At 72.0% G+C, this 17,912-nt stretch carries 14 protein-coding genes; 7 read left to right on the top strand and 7 right to left on the bottom strand.

Annotated features, from left to right (window positions below; translation table 11 throughout):
• Window positions 1-16 precede the first annotated feature (16 nt).
• The 6 genes from ACQEUU_RS15030 to ACQEUU_RS15005 all read right to left on the bottom strand — a co-directional run bounded on the left by ACQEUU_RS15030 (window position 17) and on the right by ACQEUU_RS15005 (window position 9,220).
• Window positions 17-3,493 carry a ThuA domain-containing protein gene (locus tag ACQEUU_RS15030; RefSeq protein WP_433065874.1) on the bottom strand — a complete coding sequence of 1,159 codons (3,477 nt, stop codon included), beginning with the start codon at window positions 3,491-3,493 and terminating at the stop codon, window positions 17-19.
• A gap of 230 nt (window positions 3,494-3,723) precedes the next feature.
• Window positions 3,724-4,557, bottom strand: a complete 834-nt coding sequence (locus ACQEUU_RS15025; protein WP_433065872.1) for a sugar phosphate isomerase/epimerase family protein — start codon at window positions 4,555-4,557, stop codon at window positions 3,724-3,726.
• Between the two features lie 83 nt (window positions 4,558-4,640).
• Complete coding sequence (locus ACQEUU_RS15020; RefSeq protein ID WP_433065869.1) at window positions 4,641-5,837, bottom strand: substrate-binding domain-containing protein; 1,197 nt, start codon at window positions 5,835-5,837, stop codon at window positions 4,641-4,643.
• Window positions 5,824-6,774 carry an ABC transporter permease gene (locus tag ACQEUU_RS15015; RefSeq protein WP_433065867.1) on the bottom strand — a complete coding sequence of 317 codons (951 nt, stop codon included), beginning with the start codon at window positions 6,772-6,774 and terminating at the stop codon, window positions 5,824-5,826. The genes ACQEUU_RS15020 and ACQEUU_RS15015 overlap by 14 nt, the downstream gene beginning before the upstream one ends.
• A complete protein-coding gene (locus tag ACQEUU_RS15010; RefSeq protein ID WP_433065864.1) occupies window positions 6,771-7,769 on the bottom strand; it encodes an ABC transporter permease in 999 nt (332 codons plus the stop codon). The genes ACQEUU_RS15015 and ACQEUU_RS15010 overlap by 4 nt, the downstream gene beginning before the upstream one ends.
• Entirely contained in the window at window positions 7,769-9,220 is a 1,452-nt protein-coding gene (locus tag ACQEUU_RS15005) for a sugar ABC transporter ATP-binding protein (protein ID WP_433065862.1), read from the bottom strand. The genes ACQEUU_RS15010 and ACQEUU_RS15005 overlap by 1 nt, the downstream gene beginning before the upstream one ends.
• 286 nt (window positions 9,221-9,506) lie before the next feature.
• Here ACQEUU_RS15005 and ACQEUU_RS15000 point away from each other — a divergent pair, with 286 nt between their 5' ends.
• The 7 genes from ACQEUU_RS15000 to ACQEUU_RS14970 are packed head-to-tail and all read left to right on the top strand — an operon-like array spanning window position 9,507 to window position 16,094.
• Complete coding sequence (locus tag ACQEUU_RS15000) at window positions 9,507-10,637, top strand: inositol-3-phosphate synthase (protein ID WP_433065859.1); 1,131 nt, start codon at window positions 9,507-9,509, stop codon at window positions 10,635-10,637.
• Window positions 10,634-11,479: an SCO3242 family prenyltransferase gene (locus ACQEUU_RS14995; RefSeq protein WP_433065856.1), complete on the top strand. Its 846-nt coding sequence runs from the start codon at window positions 10,634-10,636 to the stop codon at window positions 11,477-11,479. The genes ACQEUU_RS15000 and ACQEUU_RS14995 overlap by 4 nt, the downstream gene beginning before the upstream one ends.
• Window positions 11,476-12,342, top strand: coding sequence for a sugar phosphate isomerase/epimerase family protein (locus ACQEUU_RS14990; protein ID WP_433065853.1), 867 nt, complete (start codon window positions 11,476-11,478; stop codon window positions 12,340-12,342). The genes ACQEUU_RS14995 and ACQEUU_RS14990 overlap by 4 nt, the downstream gene beginning before the upstream one ends.
• Window positions 12,287-12,793 (top strand): EboA domain-containing protein, encoded by a 507-nt coding sequence (locus ACQEUU_RS14985; protein ID WP_433065850.1) that lies wholly within the window; start codon window positions 12,287-12,289, stop codon window positions 12,791-12,793. The genes ACQEUU_RS14990 and ACQEUU_RS14985 overlap by 56 nt, the downstream gene beginning before the upstream one ends.
• Complete coding sequence (locus tag ACQEUU_RS14980; RefSeq protein WP_433065848.1) at window positions 12,794-13,639, top strand: TatD family hydrolase; 846 nt, start codon at window positions 12,794-12,796, stop codon at window positions 13,637-13,639.
• 2 nt (window positions 13,640-13,641) lie between these two features.
• On the top strand, window positions 13,642-14,754 hold the full coding sequence (eboE, locus tag ACQEUU_RS14975) for a metabolite traffic protein EboE (RefSeq protein WP_433065845.1): 1,113 nt from the start codon (window positions 13,642-13,644) through the stop codon (window positions 14,752-14,754).
• Window positions 14,754-16,094, top strand: coding sequence for an alkaline phosphatase family protein (locus ACQEUU_RS14970; RefSeq protein ID WP_433065842.1), 1,341 nt, complete (start codon window positions 14,754-14,756; stop codon window positions 16,092-16,094). Before eboE ends, ACQEUU_RS14970 begins: the two co-directional genes overlap by 1 nt.
• Window positions 16,095-16,160: 66 nt before the next feature.
• Here ACQEUU_RS14970 and ACQEUU_RS14965 read toward each other — a convergent pair whose 3' ends face one another.
• Window positions 16,161-17,912, bottom strand: coding sequence for a ThuA domain-containing protein (locus tag ACQEUU_RS14965; protein WP_433065839.1), 1,752 nt, complete (start codon window positions 17,910-17,912; stop codon window positions 16,161-16,163).

The raw sequence follows: 17,912 nt of genomic DNA, 5'->3' as shown, positions 1-17,912 counted from the left end.
CCGGAGTGGTGGTCGGTCAGACGCGGGTCCACTTCTGGTTGGCGCCGCCGGTGCAGGTCCAGATGCGTGCCCTGGTGCCGTTGGCGGTGGCGCTGACGTCCAGGCACTTGTTCGCTCCGATGGCGGTGATGCTGCCGTCGGCGTTGAGCCGCCACTTCTGGTTGTTCTGGCCGTTGCAGTCCCAGATGATCACCGCGCTGCCGTCGGCGGTCCCGGCGCCGTTCACGTCCAGGCACTTGCCGCCGTAGACCCGCAGTTCCCCGGCGCTGGTGACGGTCCACTGCTGGTTGGCCTGGCCGTTGCAGTCCCAGATGAGCACCTGCGCCCCGTTGGCCTGGGAGGCGCCGTTGACGTCCAGGCACCGGTTCGACGCCACACCGCGCAGCGCGCTCGTGCCGCCCGGGGACGGGCCGTCACCTTGCCCGACGCCTGTGCCGTTGAACGTGACGGAGTCCAGGTCGAACGCGTTCGCGGACGGCGCCTTGAACACGACGTGGACGTTGCGGGTGCCGCCGGGATCGGTGACCGCCACCGGGGGCAGCGACACGTAGGTGTTCCATCCCCCGGTCGCCGGCACGGGGCTGGAGGCGATGAGGGCCCCGGTCGGCGAGTCGGCGCGCAGTTCGATGACCGCCCCAGTGCTGGTCGGCGCCGAGACGCGGAAGGACACCGTGTCGATCCCGGACAGGTTGACCGGCCTGAAGGAGATCCAGTCGTTGGCGGAGATGTCGCCGACGCGCCTGCCGCCTTCGGCTCCGGACTCGTCGATGACGCGGATTCCGGACGAGCCGGTGAAGTGCTCGGCCTGCTTGTGCTTCGGCTGCAGGGTGACGCCGGTGGAGCCCTTCAGTCCGCCGCTGTCGGTGTAGTCGGCGGACAGGACGTAGTAGACGTTGGCGGCCTCGTCATGGCCGGAGGCGCTGGTCGTGACCGTGCCGGAGCAGCCGGTGTACTGGCCGGTGTCGTGGGCGTGCTGGTCATGGCCGAGCGCCGTGATCACGGTGACCCTGCCGCAGTCGGCGGCGCCGTCCTCGGCGTCGGCTGCGGTCACCCGGTAGTCCACCCGGTCGCCGAAGTCGATGAACCCGCCGTCGGGCGGGGCCGAGAAGGCCACCTCGGGACGCGTGTTGCCGACGACGACGGGCACCGTGACGCTGCCCGTCTTCCCGCCGGAGTCCCGTACGGTCAGCCTGGCCGTGTAGGTGCCGTTGGCCCGGTAGGTGTGCGAGGGGTTGGCGCTGGTGGAGGTCCCGCCGTCGCCGAAGTCCCACGCGTAGGTGATCGCGTCGCCGTCGGGGTCGGCCGAACCGGCCGAGGAGAACGCCACCGTCAGCGGCGCCACGCCCGAGTCGGGGCTGGCGCTCGCCCTGGCCAGGGGCGCGCGGTTCCCGGCCACGTAGTCGACGCGGTAGATGCTGTCGTCGGTGTTGGCGTGGCCGAAGCCGTTGCCCCAGTCGGCCATGTACAGGGCGCCGTCCGGCCCGAACTTCATGTCGATCGGCGCGCGCGGGGCGAGCTGCGCCACGAACGGGTTGATCTTCAGGAGGTTGCCCGAGGAGTCCAGGCGGAACTCCTTGACGAAGTTGCGGCTCCATTCGTAGAAGAACGGCGTGCCGTCGAAGTACGCGGGGAACTTCCGGTCCGAGCCGGCGGCCGCGTCGTAGCGGTAGAACGGGCCGCCCATCGGGGCGGCGCCGCCGCAGCAGTCGATCTCGGGGAACGCGGCCGAGGCGTGGTAGTCGTACCACACGGTCGCGGCCCTGGCCGCCGGCAGGTTGGTCAGGCCGGTGTTGTTGGGCGAGTCGTTGACCGGGGCCGAGCAGTTGAACTTGGCGCCGGAGGTGCTGGTGGCGAAGTTGTAGTCGTTGTACGGGAGGTTGTTGCCGACGCAGTACGGCCAGCCGTAGAAGCCGGGTTGCTTGATCAGGTTCCACTCGACGGTGCCCTCGGGGCCGCGGTTGGCGTTCGCGGCGCCCGCGTCCGGGCCGTAGTCGCCCACCGAGATCCAGCCCGTCACCTTGTCGACCGAGAAGCGGAACGGGTTGCGGAAGCCCATCGCGTAGATCTCCGGCCGGGTCTTGGCGGTGCCGGGCGCGAACAGGTTGCCGGACGGGATCGTGTAGGTGCCGTCGGACTCGGGGTGGATGCGCAGGATCTTGCCGCGCAGGTCGTTGGTGTTGGCCGAGGACCGCTGAGCGTCGTAGTGCTCCCGGCCGGACCGCTCGTCGATCGGGGCGTACCCGCTGGACGCGTGGGGGTTGGTGTCGTCGCCCGGGCCGATGTACAGGTTCCCGCCGGGCCCGAACGCGAGGTAGCCGCCCGTGTGGCCGGGCTCGTCGACGTTGCGGTACGCGGGAACCTCGATGATCTTCTTCTCGCTCGACAGGTCGAGGCTGGTCCCGTTGAAGGTGAACCTCGACACCCGGTTCACCTCACCGCCGCCGGAGGGCGAGTAGTTGAGGTAGATCCAGCCGTTGGTGGCGAAGCCCGGATCGAGCGCCAGCCCGATGCCGCCGTCCTCGCCGCCGTCGTACACCGGCAGGGTGCCGATGACGCGCGTGCCCCCGCCGTTGGCCGGGATCAGGTTCACCTTGCCGGAGCGCGAGATGTAGAAGACCCTGCCGTCGGCGGCCACGTCCAGCTCCATCGGCTGGTCCGGCGCGCCGTCGAGGGTCACCTTCTGGAACCGGGCCGCGACCGTGCCGCCGCAGTCGCCCGCCGCCGCGCCCGCCGCCCACCGCACGCCGCCCAGCAGGTGCTGCTGGAACAGGGGCTCGGAGTAGGAGGACGCCTGGTGGCCCATCGCGGTGGCCCACACCCGGCCGCCCTCCGGGTTGTGACACCAGGAGATCGGGTGATCGACGCCCATCCGGCTCGGGCCCGCGTCGTAGGTGGTCTCGTCCGCGGTCACCAGCACGTGCACCGAGCCCCGCAGGTTCTTGTCGAAGTTGTACCACTCCTCCGTCCGCACCCACCGGTCCGGCAGCCCCGCCGTGGAGGGGTGGGTCCTGTCGGCCACCTTGGCGGTGCCCTGCAGGACCGACGAGTGGGCGGTCATGTGGGCGCCCGCCAGGACGACCTGGTCCCACCAGGGGAACTGCGCCTCGACGTTCATGTCGGTGGCGTTGTGAACGGCGACGACGCCCTTGCCGCCGCGCACGTACGCCTGGAAGGCCTGACGCTGGGCGTCGTTGTCCCACACCATGCCGCTGGTCTGGAACATGATCACCGCGTCGTAGGCGTTCAGCGTCGCGGTCGTGAAGACGGCGGAGTTCTCGCTGTGGTCGAGCTGGAAGTCGTTGGCGGCCGCCAGCTGCTGGAACATCGCGACACCCGCGGAGATGGAGTCGTGCCGGTAGGCGCCGCTCGCCGTCTCGGTGAACAGCAGCACCCTGAACTGCGCCGCGGACGCGTGGGCCACCGGCGGCGACAAGGGCAGCAACAGTCCTGCCAAGGCTGCGACCAGGGCGGGGAACAGGCGTGATCTTCGCATGAAGGATCTCCTGGGGGTGCCGGCAAGGGTCGGAGTCGGGGGATGGCGAGGGAGGGCGTGAGGCGTGCCCGCCTCGCCACAGACCTCATTAAGCATGCTTATCAAGCGCTTGAAAACCGACCCCACCCGCTCATCCGGGAAGCATTGACCAAAAGCCAGAGGTCAGAGCGACGCAGACTTCTTCGAAGGTCGCCATTCAGCCAGATAAGTATGAAACTTTCAGGTACGTGTCACAGGGTCCGCAGGTAGGAGAGGCCGTCCACGGCCAGCCCGTCCTGGGTCCTGGCGAGGGGTCGCCAGATGGAGGCCGCGGTGGCGATGGTCCGGTTGTGCGCGGTGAACGACTCGATGACGAGCGGCCCCGCATAGCCGACGTCGCGCAGGGCCCGGGTGAAGCCCGGCCAGTCGAAGCGGTCGGCTCCCGGCGTGCCGCGATCGGTGCCGCACACCTGCACGTGCGCGACGCGATCCCCCGCCAGCCGCACCGCCTCGGCGGGGTCCTTCTCCTCGATGTTCAGGTGGTAGACGTCGAGTGCCAGGTGGCAGTCCTCAGGCAGCGCGTCGAGCGCCTGCTCGACGGTGTTGACGAGGCTGGTCTCGTACCGGTTGAGCGGTTCGACGGCGAGCCTCACCCCGCGCTCGGCCGCGTGGTCCAGGACGGGCCGCAGCTGCTCGCGCAGTTCGGCGTAGACCTCCCGGCGTTCCTCCGGTGACAGCCGCCACGTACGGCCGACGGAGGCGTACGCCGGCCCCCCGATCACCGGGGAGCCGACGGTCACCGCCACGTCGACGCAGTGCCGCAGATAGTCCTGGGTCTCACGGACGGTGTCCGGGGAGGCGGCCACGAGCTCGCGGCCCGGCGGCATGACCAGCACCACGGACGCGGCCAGCCCGTGCTCGGCCAGGAGCGCCGCGGCCCGGTCCGGGTCCCAGTCGCCGGGCCGCTCGACGGGCAGCTCGATGACGTCGAAGCCCCACCCGGCGACGCGGGGCGCGAGGCGCGCCAGTTCGTCGTCGGTCAGCGGGGAGACCCAGACCCAGGTGTTCACTCCGATCGAGAACATGGCGTCCCTCTTCGTCGTCGGCTCGCGGAAGTCGGCTCGCGGGAAGTCGGTTCGCGGGAAGTCGGTTCGCGGGAAGGAGCCGGTCAGCCCTTCTTCCCGCCCCAGTCCTCCGGGAACCCGGGGAGGTCCTCACACCCGCACAGCGCGTAGTGCAGCGGCGGCATGTCGGGCTTGAGGTAGGCCTGAAGGTTCTCGCCGGTGACCTTGGGCTGCGGCAGGTTCCACCGCTCCGGCACCTCCTCGCCCCGCAGGATCCTCAGCGCGGCGATGATCGGGGTACGCCACTGATAGGTCGGGTACGTGGGCGCGACGGCCGTGAGCCCGGCGTCCTTCCACTTCTGCAGGAAGTCCTGCTGGTCCTCGCCGTTGATCGGCGGCACCGGCAGCCCGGCGTCCTCGAACGCCTCGATCGCGGCCACCGCCGTGGCGCCCGCGTCCATCCAGACGCCGTCGATCGTGCCGTGCCGCTGGATGTAGTCGCTGACGATGCTCTTGGTCCTGGCGGCGTCGCCGTCGGTGAACTCCACCCCCACCACCTGGAGGCGGCTCTCGTCGAAGACCGCCTTCGCCGCCGACCAGCGGGTCTCCAGCACGTCGACGCCGGGCAGGATGCGCAGCGCCAGCACCTTCCCGCCCGCCGGCACCTTCTCGGTCAGGAACTCGGCGGCGTCGGCGCCGAAGGCGTAGCCGCCGATCGGCTTGATGAACGTCACCGGGCAGTCCGTCTCCACGCCCCGGTCGAACACGATGACGGGCACCTTCGCGCAGGCGGCCGTCACGGCGGGAGTGAGCGTCGCCGTGGTGTTCGGCGAGACGATCAGCGCGTCGCACCCCTTGGCCTGCAGCTCGGCGATGTCGGAGATCTGCTTGTCGTCCTTGCCTTCGGCGTCCAGCGCGGTGAACTTCCCGATCTCCTCGTGCAGGCCCACCTCGGCCTGCATCGTCTTCCATCCGACCTGGCGCCAGGGGTTGTCGACCGCCGCGTTGGAGAAGCACAGGTGGTACGGCCCGTCCTTCTTGTACCGCGCCGTGTCGATCATCTCCGGGTCGATGGCCTGCTCCCAGGGCCTGTCCGCGGGGCCCTGCGGTGTCTTGGCGCGCATGGCCAGCTGGGCGTCGAAGTCCGCCTGGACGAAGAACCTGGACTGCGCGCCCGTACCGGAATCCTGACCGCTCGTGGCGGGCGCCGCGGACGGGGTGGTGGCCGCCGGCTTGTCGGTGGTGCAGCCGGCGATGACGAGCGCGGCCAGTACGGCGATCGCGGCCTTAGGACGCGGCATGTGCGTCTCCTGTTCGGGGGGTGGACTTCCGGGGAAGCCGGACGGCTGCCGCCGATACCGCGGCGATGATGATGACGCCCTGCACGGTGAACTCCAGCGCCCCCGAGATTCCGTACAGGTTGAGCAGGGTGAACAGCGCCTCCAGCGTGACGGCCCCGGCCATGGCGGCCGGCACGGAGCCGCGGCCCCCGCCGAGCGCCACGCCGCCGAGGACGACGGCGGTGATGGCCGAGAACTCCAGGCCCTGACCGACCTGGGCCGAGACGCCGGCGAAACCGCCGAGCAGGATCGCCGCGACGGCGGCCGCCAGGCCGGAGAGCATGAAAGCGAAGACCTTGACCCGGTGCACCCGGACCCCGGACAGCGCCGCGGCGCGCTCGTTGTCGCCGGCGGCCATCAGCGTCCTGCCGAAGTCGGCGCGCATGAGCAGGATCGCCGCCGCGCCCAGGACCAGGAGGATCAGCACCGACCACGGCACCGGGCCGAGGCCGCCGCGGCCGAAGACGCGGAAGCCCTCCGACAGCGCGCCGCGCGGCGCGCCGCCGGTCCACAGGAACACCGCCCCGGACAGGACGAGCAGCATGCCGAGCGTCACGATGAACGACGGCACCCGCAGCCTGGTGGTGACGACGCCGTTGACCAGCCCGACGAGCAGCCCGGTGACGACCAGCAGGGCGAGGACCGGCCAGGTGGCGGACTCGTCGCCGTCGATGAGGCGCGCGGCGATCACCACCTCGGCCGTCACCAGCGAGCCGACCGACAGGTCGAACTCGCCGGAGACGATGACGAAGTACTGTCCAGCGGCGAGGATCACCAGCGGCGCGGCCCGTTTGAGGAACGCCAGGAATCCGGCGGGCTCCAGGAAGTGGGGGTTGACCAGGGCGATCGCGGTGAGCAGCGCCACGAGGACCGCGAGGATGGGAAGCGCCCTCCTCATGCGCGCCGTCCCCGGGTGCGCCGGGCGTAGACGGCGACCGCGACGACGATGACCACGCCGCGGACCACGTCCTTGACGAAGGAGTTGATCTCGAGCTGGTTGAAGATGGAGTCCAGGACGGCCAGCAGCAGGACTCCGCCCACGGTTCCCGCCACGCCGCCCTTGCCGCCGGCCAGCGCGGTCCCGCCGAGCACGACCGCGGCGATGGACTCCAGGTCGTAGCCGCCGTCGGTGCCCACCGTGGGGGCCCCGGCGCCGAGCCTGGCGGCCAGCAGCAGGCCCGCGACGCCGGCGCAGACCGAGCACAGCACGTGGGCGAGCACGACGACCCGTCCGGTGCGGATCCCCGACAGGCGGGCGACCTCCTCGTCGCCGCCGACCGCGTAGATGCGGTATCCGAGCCGGGTCCTGCTCAGCAGGAGCCAGGCCAGCACGGCCACGCCCGCCCAGAGCAACGCGGAGACCGGGATGGGCCCGATCCGGGAGTAGCCGAGGACCTGGAACGACTCGGGCACCCGGCCCGCGGGCCCGTCGTACAGGTGGTCGAGGGCGCCTCTGATGATCAGGGCGACCCCGAGCGTGGCGATGAAGGCGTGGACCTGGAGCCTGGTGATGACCAGCCCGTTGACCAGCCCCACCAGAGCGCTGACGGCCAGCACCGCGGCGACCGCCGGCCCGATGTTCCCGTCCTGGCCCGCCATGATCTCCGCCGCGACCAGCGAGGCCAGACTGATCAGGTACGCCACCGACAGGTCGAGCGACCCGGCCAGGATCGCCAGCGTCTGCCCGACGGCCACGATGCCGAGGGCCGCGGAGCGCTGCTGGATCCCGACGACGCTCTCCAGGGTGAGGAACTGGCCGCCGTCGAGCGCGACGAGGACCCAGCCGGCCGCGACCAGGCCGAGCAGCGCGAGGAACAGCACCTGCGTGGGTTCGCGCAGGTGCGCCGCCAGGCCGCCGCGCGCCGGGCCGCGGGCGCGCGTGAGCAGGTCCATCAGGCCGCCTCTCCCGCGGCCAGCCGCATGACGGCCTCCTCGGAGGCGCCGGCGGGCAGCGTGCCCGCGATGCGGCCGTCGCGCAGGACGACGACGCGATCGCTCATGCCGATGAGCTCGGGCAGCTCGGAGGAGATCATCATGATGGCCATGCCGTCGTCCGCCAGTTCGCGCATCAGGTCGTGGACGGCGGCCTTGGCCCCGACGTCGATCCCCCGGGTCGGCTCGTCGAACAGCAGCACCCGCGGCGCCATCGTCAGCCACTTGACGAGCACGACCTTCTGCTGGTTGCCGCCGGACAGGTAACGGACCTCCTGGTCCCGGCGCACGGGCGCGAGGCGTACCCGGTCGAGCAGGCCGCGGACGGCGGCGCGGTTCCCGGCGCCCACCGCGCGGGCGACGAGCAGGACGTTGTCGCGCACGGACTGGCGCAGGGCGAGCCCTTCGGCCTTGCGGTCCTCGGTCACGAGGCCGATGCCCAGGGCCACGCCTTCCCGGACCGAGCGCGGGCGCGCCGGGGTCATCTCGCCCGTGGTGAAGGGCTCCGCGCCGAAGATCGCTCTGGCGAGCTCCGACCTGCCGGATCCCTGCAGGCCCGCGATGCCGACGATCTCCCCGGCCCGCAGTTCGAGGTCGATGTCGCGCAGTTTGCGGTTGCCGGCCGCGCGCAGGCTGAGGCGTACCTCGCCGGCTCCGGCCGAGCGGGGCGGGAAGTAGGCGCCGAGATCGCGGCCCACCATCAGTCGGATCAGCTGTCCAGGGGTCACCTCGCTGATCGGGAGCGTGGTGACGCGCGAGCCGTCCTTGAGCACGGTGACCCGGTCGGCGAGGTCGAACACCTCGCGTAATCGGTGGGAGATGTACAGGACGGCCACGCCGCGTTCCCTGAGCCGCCCGATCAGCCGGTAGAGCGACTCGACCTCGTGCCCGGCGAGCGCCGCCGTGGGCTCGTCCATGACGACGAGCCTGGCGTTCACCGACAGCGCCTTGACGATCTCGACGATCTGCTGCTGGGCCACCGGCAGGCGTTTGACGACGTCGCGCGGGCCGAAGGCGTCCTCGCCCAGCTCGCCGAGGAGCCGCGCGGTCGCCTTCTCCATGGCGGCCCGGTCGACCAGGCCGCGCCTGACGGGCTCGCGCCCGAGGAACACGTTCTCGGCGACGGTGCGCTCGGGCAGGAGGTTGAACTCCTGGTAGATGATCGCGATGCCGGAGCGCCGCGCCTCCAGCGGATGGCCGAAACGGACGGGCCGGCCGTCGAGCTCGATCGTGCCCTCGTCCGGCGGGTGGACCCCGCAGATGATTTTCATGAGGGTGGACTTGCCGGCGCCGTTCTCCCCGACGACGGCGTGGACCTCGCCGGCCGTCACGGCCAGGTCCACCCCTGACAGCACCCGCACGCCCAGGAAGCTCTTGCCGATGCCCCGCATGCTCAGCATCCGGTCAGCCACCCCGTCCCCTGCTCAGAGGCCGTCGGAAAGTTTCAGGCTCATCTCTCATGGAGCCGGATGCTAAGCGGGCTTATATCGGTGGTCAAGCAAAAGCCGGCCGTAAAACGGCGTAAGCGTCCAGATGATCACAGGACGAACCGGCAGTGACGGCCGGGAAGCGGGTGAACATAAGACAGCGATGAGCCTACTTATACTTGACCATCGACATTACTAGCTCTTACCATCGCGAAGACTCACTTATCGGATGCCTTCGCATGCGGGGTGGTCCCGACACGATGGAGCTTTCATGGACAAGCTCGGTGTGTGGCTCATCGGGGCACGAGGGTCCGTGGCGACGACCGCCATCGTGGGCGCCGCGGCCGTCAGGGCGGGAGCGGCGTCCCCCCGTGGCTGCGTGAGCGAGTCCCCCGGCTTTCCCGGACGACTGGTTCCGCTGACCGACCTGGTCTTCGGCGGCCATGACATCGCAGAGACCTCCTTGCGCAAGCGTGCCGAGCAGCTGGGCAGAGCGGAGGTCGTCTCAGCGGACCTCCCGGAGCTGCTCGCGTCCGACCTGGAGGCCGCCGACGCCGAGATCCGGCCGGGCTACGTCCCCGGCGGCGGACCGGCGGCGACCCGCCTGATCGATGACATCACCGGCTTCCGCGCCCGGCACGGGCTGGCCCGGGTGGTCGTCGTCAACGTGTCGTCGACCGAGCCTCCGGTGGACCCACGCCCGGAGTTCGAGCGGCTGGCCGATCTCGAGGAGCGGCTCGCGGCGGGGGACGACGTCCTGCCGCCGAGTTCGCTGTACGCCTACGCGGCGTTCCAGGCGGGATGCGGCTATGTGGAGTTCACCCCCTCCACCGGGCCCACCCTGCCCGCCCTGGCGGAGCTCGCCGCCCGGCGAGGCGTGCCGTACGCGGGACGTGACGGCAAGACCGGCCAGACCCTGGTCAGGAGCGCTCTGGCGCCCATGTTCGCCGACCGGGCCCTGCGGGTCCGCTCCTGGTCCGGGCTCAACCTGCTCGGCGGCGGCGACGGGGCGACGCTCGCCGATCCGGCCGCCAGGTCCAGCAAGCGGCTCTCCAAGGACCAGGTCGTCGCGAAGGTCCTGGGAGAACCCGTGGAGGGCGAGACGCACATCGACTACGTCCCGGATCTCGGGGAGTGGAAGACCTCCTGGGACCACGTGAGCTTCGAAGGCTTCCTCGGCGTCCGGATGACGCTGCAGTTCACCTGGCAGGGCTGCGACTCGGCGCTGGCCGCTCCGCTCGTCCTGGATCTGGCCCGGCTGGTCGGCCGCGCGCACGAGAAGGGGCGGCACGGCGTCCTGCCCGAGCTCGGGTACTTCTTCAAAAGCCCGATGGGGACGGGCGAGCACGCCCTGGCCACCCAGTACGCCCGGCTGCGCGCCTTCGCCGAGGAGCTGGCATGAGAGCGCTGCTGGAACTGATCCGCGCGCCGGCCGCGCTGTCGGTGCCGGGGGACACCATGGCGGGGGCCGCCGCCGCGGGACGGCGCCCGGCGGCGGGCCTGGCCCTGGCGTCGGTGCTCGTGTACTGGGCGGGGATGGCGCTCAACGACTGGGCGGACCGCGAAACGGACGCCGTCGAGCGTCCCGAGCGCCCGATCCCGTCGGGCCGGGTCCGCCCGGGCGCCGCGCTCGGGCTCGCGGCCACCCTGACCGGCGCGGGCCTGGCCGCCGCCGCCCTGGCCGGCGGCCGTCGCGCTGTCACCGTCGCGGGCCTGCTGGCCGGCGCGGTGTGGGCCTACGACCTGCGTCTCAAGAGGACGGCGGCAGGACCGGCGTCGATGGCGGCCTGCCGGGTGCTCGACGTGCTGCTCGGGGCGGGCGAGCAGACCAGGGCCGCCCTGCCGGTCGCGCTGGCGATAGGCGCGCACACGTACGGCATCAGCGTCCTGGGCCGCGCCGAGGTGACGGGGGCGGCGCCGGGGACCGCCGGCCGCGCGGTCGCGGCCAGCACCGTGGCGGCCGGGCTCGCGGCCGCCTCCTGCGCGCGGGGCGGAGCCGCCGCGCGGGCCGGGGCGGGCGTCCTCATCGCCGGTTACCTCGCCTCCACCCTCCCGGTCCAGGCCGGGTTACGGACCCTGCCCGACCCCGAGAACGTGCGGCGGGCCGTCCGGCTGAGCATCCTCGGCCTGATCCCGCTCCAGGCGGCGGCGGTCGCGGGCGGCGGCCGGTTCGGGACGGCGGGCGCGCTGCTGTGCTCGCTGCCCATGGGCCGGTGGCTCTCCTCCCGGGTGGCGACGTCGTGAAGTGGGCCTACTGCACCAACGGCTTCGCCGGTCACCGGCTCCCCGAGGCGCTCGCGGTCCTCGCCGATCTGGGGTACACGGGGGTGGCCGTCACGCTCGACCACGGTCATCTCGACCCCCACTCCCCCGCCCTGGCCGGGGAGGTCTCCAGGATCGCCGGGCTGCTCGACCGGCTCGGCATGGACGTCGTGGTCGAGACGGGCGGTCGCTACACCCTCGATCCCGTGCGCAAGCACCATCCGACCCTCGTCAGCGAGGACGCCGGACCCCGGGTGGACTTCCTGATCACGGCGATGCGCGTCGCCGCGGACCTGGGCGCGCCCGTGGTGCACCTGTGGAGCGGCGCCAGGCCCGGCGGACTGCCGGAGGCGCAGGCGTACCCGCGGCTGGCCCGCCGGTGCGCCCGGCTGCTCGACGAGGCCGACCGGGTGGGTGTCACGCTGGGGTTCGAGCCCGAACCCGGGATGCTGGTCGCCGACCTGGACGGTTATGAGCGGCTGCGGGCGATGCTCGACGCCCATCCCCGCTTCGGTCTCACCCTCGACGTCGGGCACTGTCACTGCGTGGAGGGGGACGACCTGGTCACCTGCCTGCGGCGGGCGCTGCCGTACACCGTGCACGTGCAGATCGAGGACATGCGCCGGGGAGTTCACGAGCACCTGGAGTTCGGCGAGGGTGAGATCGACTTCGTGCCGGTGCTCGCCGCCCTGCGCGGCTACACCGGTCTGGTGGCCGTGGAACTGGCCCGGCACAGCCACGCGGCCCCGCAGGTCGCCCACCGATCGATCGCGTTCCTGAGGAGGGCACATGAACGAGCCGGCGCAGGAGTGGCCGGCATCGGCCGTCCGGCAGGTCGAGGCTGACCCGCACGCGATCCACCGCCTCTTCCCGCAGGCCGAACGGCGGGGCGGTCCCGGCACGCGGCGCGCGCTGCTCCGCGCGCTGCGCGGCGACCACGCGGTGATCCGGAGCCTGTACGAGGCCGGCGACAGCGGCGAACGGCTGGCGATCCTGACCAGCCTGCACGAGCTCGACCTGGACGGCACGGCGGTCGCGCTGGTGGAGGACGCGCTGCGCACCAACGACGCGCGGCTGGTCGCCGCGGCCCTCGGCCCTTACGGCTCCGCGTGGCTGAGCGACCACGCCTTCCGGCAGGGGGTGCTCAAGTGCGTCTTCATGTCGATCCCCCTGACGGCGGTCGCCGGGCTGGACCGCCGCTTCGACGCCGAGCTGGCCCGGATGCTGGCGGACTACGCGGCCGAGCTGCGGGCGGCGGGCCGGCCCGTCCCGGCCGACGTCCTGGAGAGGATCTGAATGCGCATCTTCGACCCCCACGTCCACATGACCTCCCGGACCACCGACGACTACCGGCGCATGTACGACGCGGGGGTCCGGGCCGTCGTCGAACCCGCCTTCTGGCTGGGGCAGCCCCGCACCAACGTCGGCAGCTTCCTCGACTACTTCGACGCGCTGCTCGGCTGGGAGCCCTACCGAGCCGCGCAGCACGGCATCCGCCACCACTGCGCGCTCGCGCTCAACCCGAAGGAGGCGAACGATCCCCGATGCGCCCCGGTGCTGGCCGAGCTGCCGCGATACCTGCTGAAGGACTCCGTCGTCGCGGTCGGCGAGGTCGGCTACGACGCGATGACGCCTGAGGAGGAACGGGCGTTCGAGGTCCAGCTGGCCCTGGCCCAGGAGAACGATCTCCCGGTGCTGGTGCACACCCCGCATCGGGACAAGGCCGCGGGCACCCGCCGGACGCTCGACGTGGTGCGGGCCGCCGGGACGCCCGCCGGGCGGGTGCTCGTCGACCACCTCAACGAGCTGACCGTCGGCATGGTCGCGGACTCGGGCTGCTGGATGGGGTTCTCGATCTACCCGGACACCAAGATGGACCCGGGCCGGATGGTGACCCTGCTCAAGGAGTACGGCACGGACAGGATGCTGGTGAACTCGGCCGCCGACTGGGGACGGAGCGATCCGCTCAAGACACGCGAGGTGGCCGACGCCATGCTCGCGGCCGGCTTCGGCGAGGACGACGTCGACCAGGTCCTGTGGCGCAATCCCGCCGCCTTCTACGGTCAGAGCGGCCGGCTCGATCTCAGCTCTGGGTCCGAGGCCGGATCCGACTACGCCGGCAACACGATCAAGCGGGGCTGACCATGCGGCTGCGCCATCCGGACGGCTCGACGGTGCATCTGGCCTACTGCACCAACGTGCACGCCGCCGAGGACCTGCCCGGCATCCACGGCCAGCTGTCCGGCGTCGCGGCGCGGGTCAGGCGCCTGCTCGGCGTGGACCGGCTCGGGCTGGGGCTGTGGCTGTCCCGGCACGCCGCCGCCGGCCTCACCGCCCGGCCGGAGGAGCTCGCGGCGCTGCGCGAGCGGCTGGACGCGCTCGGGCTGGAGGTCGTCACCCTCAACGGCTTCCCCTACCGCGGCTTCCAGGACGAGGTCGTCAAGCACCGGGTCTACACCCCCGACTGGGCCGACGCGGAGCGGCTGCGCCACACGCTCGGGCTCGCCCGGATCCTCGCCTCGCTGCTGCCGGACGACGTCGCCGAGGGCACGATCTCGACCCTTCCCCTCGCCTGGCGGACCGGGTGGACCAGCGAGAAGGCGGCGGCGGTGACGGCCAACCTCGACGCGGCCGCCGAAGGGCTGCGCACGCTGGCCGGCCGTACCGGCAAGGTGATCCGGCTGGGCTTCGAGCCGGAGCCCGGCTGCGTCGTGGAGACCACGGCACAGGCGCGCGCCCTGCTGGGCGACGTGGACCACGACCACCTCGGCCTGTGCCTGGACGCCTGCCACATGGCCGTGGGGTTCGAGGAGCCCGGCGCGGCCGCCGCCACCGGGTTGCCGATCGTGAAGATCCAGGCGTCGTGCGCCCTCGTGGCGCCGCCGGGGGCGCAGCGGGCACTGGCCGCGTTCGCCGAGCCGCGGTTCCTCCACCAGACGCGCTCCGCCACCGGGTACGCCGACGACCTGGGCGAGGCGCTGGCCGGCGGCCTGCCCGCGGACGAGAGCTGGCGCGTGCACTTCCACGTCCCGCTGCACGACGCGCCGCCCCCTCCGCTCACCACCAGCGCCCCGTACCTGCGGGATCTGCTGGAGACGACGCTCGGCGGGGAGCACCCGCTGACCAGGCACGTCGAGGTGGAGACCTACACCTGGCACGTGCTCCCCGGCGCGCCGGCCGACATCGCGCGGGGCATCACCGCCGAGCTCGACTGGATGCGGGGGCAGCTGGCCGCCCTCGGGCTGAAGGAGACGTGATGGCACCGCTGATCGTGGTCAACGTGGTCGGGCTCACCCCGCGGCTGCTCGCGCACATGCCGAACGTGGCGAGCCTGGCGAAAGCCGGCTCGGCGGCCGCGCTGCGGCCCGTGCTGCCCGCCGTCACCTGCTCGATGCAGGCCACCCTGCTGACCGGTGCGCCGCCCCGCGACCACGGCATCGTGGGAAACGGGTGGTACTTCCGGGATCTCGGCGAGGTGCTGCTGTGGCGCCAGCACAACGCGCTCATCCAGGGCGACCAGCTCTGGACCGCCGAGCCCGGCCTGCGCACCGCCAACGTCTGCTGGTGGTACGCGATGGGCGCGCCGGCCGACCTGCTCGTCACCCCGCGTCCCGTCTACCACGCCGACGGCCGCAAGTCGCCCGACTGCTATACCCGCCCGCCCTCGCTCCACGACGACCTGGAGGCCGCGCTCGGGCCGTTCCCCCTGTTCACTTACTGGGGGCCGAACGCGGGGATCGCCTCCTCCGCGTGGATCATCGCCGCCGCCCGCCGCATCCTGGCCCGCGAACGGCCGGATCTGCTGCTGGTCTACGTGCCCCACCTCGACTACGACCTCCAGCGGTACGGCCCCGCAGGTCCAGAGGCGATCGCGGCCGCCCGCGCCGTCGACGCCGCGCTGGCCCCGCTCCTGGCCGAGGACGCCGAGATCGTCGTCCTCTCCGAGTACGGGATCACCCCGGTGTCGCGCCCGGTGGACGTCAACCGGGCGCTGCGCGCCGCGGGGCTCCTGGAGGTCTACGTCCAGGCCGGGATGGAGTATCTGGACCCGTGGGCGTCCCGGGCCTTCGCCGTGGCCGACCACCAGGTGGCCCACGTGTACGTGCGCGACCCCGGCGACCTCGGCCGCACCCGCGCCGTCCTCGCCGGGCTGCCCGGCGTGGACGAGGTGCTCGACCAGGCGGGGAAGGCGAAGTACGGGCTCGACCACGAACGCGCGGGCGAGCTCGTCGCGGTGGCGGAGCCGGACGCCTGGTTCACCTATTACTACTGGCTCTCCGACGACCGCGCCCCGGACTTCGCCAGGCTCGTCGACATCCACCGCAAACCCGGCTACGACCCCGCCGAGCTGTTCATGGACCCGGGCGATCCGTTCGTCAAGCTGCGCGCGGCGGCGGCGCTCGCCAGGAAGAAGCTGGGCTTCCGGTACACGATGCGGGTGGTGCCGCTCGACCCGGCGCCGGTGCGGGGCAGTCACGGCCGGCTGCCCGATCTCCCCGACGACGGGCCGCTGATCATCGGTCCCTTCGACCGTGACTCCTACGAGGCGACCGAGGTGAAAGGGCTCCTGACCGCCCTGGCCCGGACCGGCCGCTGAGCGCGCCCCGGCGCCGGAGGTGACCGGCGCGGCGGCCTGGATCGCCGCGCCGGTCGCATGACCGGTCTAGCCGCGGGTCCAGCGCTGGTTGGTTCCTCCGGTGCAGGTCCAGATGCGTGCCCTGGTGCCGTTGGCGGTGCCGTTGACGTCCAGGCACTTGCCGGCGCCGACGGCCGTGATCGTGCCGTCGGCGTTGTGCCGCCACTTCTGGTTGTTCTGGCCGTTGCAGTTCCAGATGATCACCGTGGTGCCGTCGGCGGTGCCGCCCCCGTTCACGTCCAGGCACTTGCCGCCGTACACCCGCAGCTCACCGGCGCTGGTCGCGGTCCACTGCTGGTTGGCCTGCCCGTGGCAGTCCCAGAGCTGCACCTGCGCGCCATTGGCCTGGGAGGCGCCGCTGACGTCCAGGCACCGGTTCGACCCGGCCCCCCTGAGCGCGCCCGTACCGCCCGGCGTGCCGGTCAGTTCCTTGACGCGGACGTTGCGGAAGGACACCACGTCGCCTGACCCGTGGTTCTGGATGCCGATATGGCCCTGCCGCAGTGAGCGGGCCGGGTCCGCGTTGGTGAAGTCGTTGATCCTGCTGCCGTTCAGGAACACCTGCAGCCGCTCGTCCTCCACCAGCAGCTCGTAGGTGTTCCACTGCCCCGGCGGGTTCAGCGCCGCGTCGCGGGCGGCGAGGTCGGCGGACTTGACCCCGTAGATCGCGCCGGTCGTCCTGTCCGGGGAGTCGGTCGCGTCGATCTGCACCTCGTATCCGGTGGCGAGCGCCGTGGCGGGGTCGCCGGTGGCCGGGAACCCGACGATCACGCCTGAGTTGGAGTCACCGGTCACCCTCCAGTCGAGCTTGAGGGAGTACGAGCCGAACTCCTTGGCGTTGTACCACAGCATCCCCATGCCGCCCTGGGAGCTCAGCGTGGCGTCGCTGTTGGCGAACGACCCCGGCCCCGCCTGCGACCAGCCCGTCGTCGAGCCGTTGTACAACGTCGTGTACCCGGTCTCCGGGCGGCAGTCGGCGTTGGTGGCCTTGGCCGCGTACCGGATGCCGCCGAGCAGCAGCGCGCGGAAGTTCGGGTCGGCGTACGACTCGCGGGTGTGCCCCAGGCCGGTGTAGAACGCGCGGCCGGCGGCCTGCGGGCGGCACCAGGTGATCGGGTGGTCGCCCATGCTGCCGCCGCTGTAGCTGCTCTCGTCCAGGCTCTGCAGCACCCGGACGTTCGGGCGGGGGTTGGCGCGGTAGTTGTACCACTCGTCGGTGCGTGACCAGGTCGGCCCCAGGTGGGCGGTCGCGGCGTGCGCCCGGTCCTCGTTCCGTACGGTGGCCTGCTGGATCGCCGGGTGGCTGGCGAACCAGGCGCCCATCAGCTGCCCGTAATACGGCCAGTTGTACTCGGTGTCCGCGGCCGAGTGCACTCCTACGGCGCCGCCCCCGCCGTCCACGTACGCCTGGAAGGCGGCCTGCTGGTTGTCGTCGAGCACGTCACCGGTCGTGTTGAGGAACACCACCGCCCCGTACTGGGCCAGGTTGCCCGTGGTGAAGGCGCTGGAGTCCTCGGTGGCGTCGACGGCGAAGTCGTTGGCCGCCCCCAGGTCGCGGATCGCCTGGATGCCGGTGGGGATCGAGTCGTGCCGGAACCCGGCCGTCTCGGAGAACACCAGGACCTTGAAGGCGGCGGCCTGGGCGGGGATGGCGGGGATCAACGTCGCGGCCGCGGTGACCGCCGCCACCGCCACCGCCGGCAGGCGCCGCGGCGCCGAGGTCTTCCTGCCGCTCCCCGCGGTGCGCCCGAGGGCGGCGGGGATCAGATGTCGCAACAT

It is taken from the genome of Nonomuraea sp. CA-218870, from assembly GCF_050936535.1.
Taxonomy (GTDB): Bacteria; Actinomycetota; Actinomycetes; order Streptosporangiales; family Streptosporangiaceae; genus Nonomuraea; species Nonomuraea corallina.
This window is presented reverse-complemented; position numbering and strand designations above follow the sequence as displayed.

Excerpts from the sequence above, each read along its gene's own strand:
- ACQEUU_RS15030 (WP_433065874.1), bottom strand. The coding sequence starts at position 3,493 with ATGCGAAGATCACGCCTGTTCCCCGCCCTGGTCGCAGCCTTGGCAGGA.
- ACQEUU_RS15025 (WP_433065872.1), bottom strand. The coding sequence starts at position 4,557 with ATGTTCTCGATCGGAGTGAACACCTGGGTCTGGGTCTCCCCGCTGACC.
- ACQEUU_RS15020 (WP_433065869.1), bottom strand. The coding sequence starts at position 5,837 with ATGCCGCGTCCTAAGGCCGCGATCGCCGTACTGGCCGCGCTCGTCATC.
- ACQEUU_RS15015 (WP_433065867.1), bottom strand. The coding sequence starts at position 6,774 with ATGAGGAGGGCGCTTCCCATCCTCGCGGTCCTCGTGGCGCTGCTCACC.
- ACQEUU_RS15010 (WP_433065864.1), bottom strand. The coding sequence starts at position 7,769 with ATGGACCTGCTCACGCGCGCCCGCGGCCCGGCGCGCGGCGGCCTGGCG.
- ACQEUU_RS15000 (WP_433065859.1), top strand. The coding sequence starts at position 9,507 with ATGGACAAGCTCGGTGTGTGGCTCATCGGGGCACGAGGGTCCGTGGCG.
- ACQEUU_RS14995 (WP_433065856.1), top strand. The coding sequence starts at position 10,634 with ATGAGAGCGCTGCTGGAACTGATCCGCGCGCCGGCCGCGCTGTCGGTG.
- ACQEUU_RS14985 (WP_433065850.1), top strand. The coding sequence starts at position 12,287 with ATGAACGAGCCGGCGCAGGAGTGGCCGGCATCGGCCGTCCGGCAGGTC.
- ACQEUU_RS14980 (WP_433065848.1), top strand. The coding sequence starts at position 12,794 with ATGCGCATCTTCGACCCCCACGTCCACATGACCTCCCGGACCACCGAC.
- eboE (WP_433065845.1), top strand. The coding sequence starts at position 13,642 with ATGCGGCTGCGCCATCCGGACGGCTCGACGGTGCATCTGGCCTACTGC.
- ACQEUU_RS14970 (WP_433065842.1), top strand. The coding sequence starts at position 14,754 with ATGGCACCGCTGATCGTGGTCAACGTGGTCGGGCTCACCCCGCGGCTG.
- ACQEUU_RS14965 (WP_433065839.1), bottom strand. The coding sequence starts at position 17,912 with ATGTTGCGACATCTGATCCCCGCCGCCCTCGGGCGCACCGCGGGGAGC.